Below are 3,975 nucleotides of genomic sequence, written 5' to 3'. Positions count from 1 at the left end.
GGAAAGTCGCACAAGACAATTGGTGATCCTCTGCTCGGGCAGATGGCGCGGCAGCTCGGGTTAACCAAGACGAGCTTTCTGGAGCTAGTCGACTGCACGCTCGATCAGGTTGGCTACGAAGCCTTGGCCTTTCCACCGAAGAAGAATTGAGCCCCACGTTCGCGATCTGAAACGCAGTCCGACTTGCACTCACCGAGACAGGGTTCAATGAGTTTGCGCTGTTGATTCCTAAAAAATGGGCCTGCACGACTGGAAATGCCTTTAGTTGCTCCACACCAGACCTTCCGCTCTCCCCCCAAATCTGCCTGTCGGCTTCACCAATTCAGCAGACAGGCAGTGCTCACCTCAAGTCAGACGAGGTGGTAAGTCTTCTGTTGTATTCCTCGTGAGGCTTCCCTAATTCATAGGAACTGCGTCTTTTAAGAAGGATCTGTCATGACCAGCCTGTTTGAGCCGATTGAACTGGGAAGCATTTACGCCAAAAACAGAATTCTCATGGCGCCGCTGACACGCGGTCGGAGCACCCGTGATCATGTGCCCACCCCCATCATGGCCGAATATTACGCGCAACGGGCCGGAGCCGGTCTGATCATCTCAGAAGCGACCGGGATCAGCCGCGAAGGTCTTGGCTGGCCGTATGCGCCGGGCCTGTGGTCGCAGGAACAGGTGGAAGCCTGGAAGCCCATCACCGCCGCAGTTCACGCCAAGGGCGGAAAGATTGTGGCCCAGCTCTGGCATATGGGTCGGATGGTTCATTCCAGCGTGACGGGCCAGCAACCTGTGTCCTGCTCGGCGACAAAAGCGCCTGAAGCCCTCCATACGTACGATGGCAAGCAGGCTCCCGAAGTCGCCCGCCCTCTCACCAAGGAGGACATTGCCCGCATCCTGAACGACTACGAAAATGCTGCTCGCAATGCCCTTCAGGCAGGCTTTGACGGTGTGCAGATTCATGCCGCCAACGGTTATCTGATCGACGAATTTCTGCGGGACGGCACCAATCATCGTTCCGACGAATATGGCGGTTCGCCGGAAAACCGCATCCGCTTCCTGCGTGAAGTCACCGAACGCGTGATCGCAACGATTGGCGCGCACAAAACGTCAGTAAGGCTGTCCCCCAATGGCGATACGGTGGGCTGCATCGACAGTCATCCAGAGCAGGTTTTTGTGCCGGCCGCAAAGCTGCTGAATGACCTCGATATCGCTTTCCTTGAACTGCGCGAGCCCGGACCGAACGGCACGTTCGGCAAGACCGACCAGCCCAAGCTGCATGGTCCGATCCGCGAAGTCTTCAGGAAGCCGCTGGTTCTGAATCAGGACTACACACGGGAAGAAGCGATCGAGACAGTCGCTACCGGTGTTGCGGACGCCATTTCGTTTGGTCGGCCTTTCCTCGCCAATCCGGACCTCGTGCGTCGTCTGGAAGACAATCTGCCCCAGAACAAGGACGATATCCGCACCTGGTACTCGCAGGGTGCAGAAGGCTATACGGATTATCCGCTTGCTCGCTGATACCCTATTTTTCCCGCAAGTTCCTTCCAATGGAAGGAACTTGCATTTGAACTATAGAAAATATTTAGCCGCCGACGTGATACTTGTCGTGAAGTAGGCGAAATCACCTGAATAGCTCTACTCCCTGCCATGAATGTGAACACTGCGAAAGGCTGTTTTCGGTAACTCTATCCCGATAGCCGACTGTCTGTTTCCCCCCAAATTCGCCTGTCTGCTCAAGCGAACCAAAACAGACAGACGGCAGTCGCCTCATGTTAGCCGTTCAGTCAAACGTCTTAATTTCCCGAAAACGGACTCACCCAAATACGCGGCCAGAGCTTCGACATCAGACAACCGCACGCGCCAGACAGTGAATGCGTCACGTCTCTGATTCAGCGCAAGTGCAGTTTCTCGGGACTAGACGCTCAGACGGTTTCGCCGCGTTCGACGATCAAAAGAGAGACACAGGCAAGGTCCGCGAGCATCTTGCGCTTCCAGCCATAAAAAGATGCGTCGTAGCTTCACGAGTTCCGCAATAATGTCCGGCGGGCGAAGACGTTGTCTCGCCATTCTTCAATTTTTGGAAGGAGGAGCGATAGTTCCAGCGTGTGCCCCTCCAACAAGATGGCCAAAAGATTGGAGCAGGTATATTCTTCCCATGGTGTGATTGGCTCGATCTGTTCAAGCGTTTTAAGGGCTCTTCCCTTCAAGTTGGCGTAGTCGGATTTGTTGATCGTCTCAATCCATTCTTCCACGTGCTTCCAGTAGTTCGCCCCCGCGTTGATTGCGGTTGCCAGTGACGATCCGCTGTCCGTCATTGGTGGTGCGTCCAACGCTTCCGCCATGCTGATACCGAGTCCTGTTCGCGTCGCCGTTAGGTAACGTTGGATGGCCATAAAGCCTTGTCCGATAAAATATTCGGCAGTGTCGCAGAGGCCATCCGACTCAGGATCGTTAGATGCAGCAATAGCCGCATTAAGTCGGATCAACTCAAGGTCGAGAAGGCGCAAATGTCTCCCGAGCAAGAAAAAATCCCCGTCGGCATAGCCATCATCACTCTTAATAATCGTCATAATGCTCGTAATCGACCTCGGCCCAATATGCCGCCTCTCGTTCTGCCTTCAGTTGCTCTAGTGGAATGTCAATTTTATTAAAATCGATACTATACATTGGTATTTGCCAGAGGTCACAAAACGCGTGAACGTGACTTTCATTAGCCTGTTCTGTGACAAGTCCTTCCGTGTCCAACCGTGCTGCAAGTGCGTGAGTCAGATTGCGCGCTTCCGTGTGGCCTTGACTATCGACAAAATTGACCGCACCCCAGACGTCAGCCGTCGCCCGCACCCCCGCGCGCGAGAACATGCCGAGGGCGCTGAGCGCCTCTGTCAGCAGCAAGGATATAGGTTTCGTCCCCATCGTTACTTCTGACCATCGATGTGGGTCGTTCCATTGCGGCTTTCCGTCCTCATAAACCTCTATATCCACATACATCACACTTTCGCGGCTATAGAGCGCCCAATTTGGCATTATGTACTCGTTCATTCCCCCTTCGAGATAATGACTCTGACGCTTCGTATCGACATATTCTTGTAATTGGGCGACATCGACAGGCTTCCAGCTTTGGGCTTCGGCGTAGATCAGACGAGCAAGATGATCATAAAAGACCTTCTTGACAATACGCCCGACCCGGCTGCTCACCTGAGCAGGTGGGCACCGCACTATGTCGAGCAGAATGAGCGTCTTGGCCGCCTCTTCCTCCGCAAAGCCTACCAACACACCAGCCTCACGTGGTGACTGATTAAGTTGGCGAGAAGCGTTCCAAAAACCTTGAGCGCTTTTGAGGATGATAGGCAAGCCTTCCGCGATGAAGTCGAGCCGTGCACTATATGACATCGTGCACAGGGCATGGGCTTGCCGATTACCATATGAAGCTTTGAGCATTGCAGAACCACATCAGGTTACAGAGCCTCCACGTAACCTATTGCACACTTTTATGAGGATGCCGTGGAGCACTGGGCAGTTAAATTGGGGAGGTTCTTCTTTTCTGATCTTTCACGGGCAGGCGACGAGACGTAACCATCCGGCGAGAGACGCGGGCGTATTCAGGCGGCGATGGTATTGTGGACCTGCTGGTGGGCTTTCCAGTGCCAGGGCAGGAGTTCATGGAGGCGTGGATTGGGAATGTCATTGATCCGTGCCAGGACATCGGCGAGCCATGCCTGGGGATCGACATCGTTCAGGCGCGCGGTGACGATCAGGGAATACATGGCGGCGGCGCGCTCTCCGCCACGATCGGACCCGGCGAACAACCAGGCTTTCCTGCCCAGGGCGATGCCGCGTAGGGCGCGTTCTGCTGCATTGTTCGTCAGACAGATACGGCCATCTGTGAGGAATCGTGTGAATGTATCGGCACGCCGTAGAAAATAGTTCATGGCGTGGGCAACGGGATTTTTGGTCGACATGCGCCGGCAACACTCCCGCATCCAG

4 protein-coding genes are annotated in these 3,975 nt (G+C 54.6%); 1 reads left to right on the top strand and 3 read right to left on the bottom strand.

What is annotated here, in order from left to right; genetic code table 11:
* Positions 1–435 precede the first annotated feature (435 nt).
* On the top strand, positions 436–1,509 hold the full coding sequence (locus GXY01S_RS16405; protein ID WP_035367737.1) for an alkene reductase: 1,074 nt from the start codon (positions 436–438) through the stop codon (positions 1,507–1,509).
* A gap of 500 nt (positions 1,510–2,009) precedes the next feature.
* On the opposite strand, the gene GXY01S_RS16400 is transcribed toward GXY01S_RS16405, so the two are convergent.
* From GXY01S_RS16400 to GXY01S_RS16390, 3 genes are all read right to left on the bottom strand, one after another.
* Positions 2,010–2,561, bottom strand: coding sequence for a hypothetical protein (locus GXY01S_RS16400; protein WP_061276833.1), 552 nt, complete (start codon positions 2,559–2,561; stop codon positions 2,010–2,012).
* On the bottom strand, positions 2,548–3,429 hold the full coding sequence (locus GXY01S_RS16395) for a hypothetical protein (protein ID WP_061276831.1): 882 nt from the start codon (positions 3,427–3,429) through the stop codon (positions 2,548–2,550). The genes GXY01S_RS16400 and GXY01S_RS16395 overlap by 14 nt, the downstream gene beginning before the upstream one ends.
* 161 nt (positions 3,430–3,590) lie before the next feature.
* Positions 3,591–3,975: IS66 family transposase (locus GXY01S_RS16390; RefSeq protein ID WP_156470348.1), on the bottom strand; the 385-nt coding region annotated here is incomplete at its 5' end.

The sequence above is a fragment of the Komagataeibacter xylinus NBRC 15237 genome, from assembly GCF_001571345.1.
In the GTDB taxonomy this organism is placed as follows: Bacteria; Pseudomonadota; Alphaproteobacteria; order Acetobacterales; family Acetobacteraceae; genus Komagataeibacter; species Komagataeibacter xylinus.
This window is presented reverse-complemented; position numbering and strand designations above follow the sequence as displayed.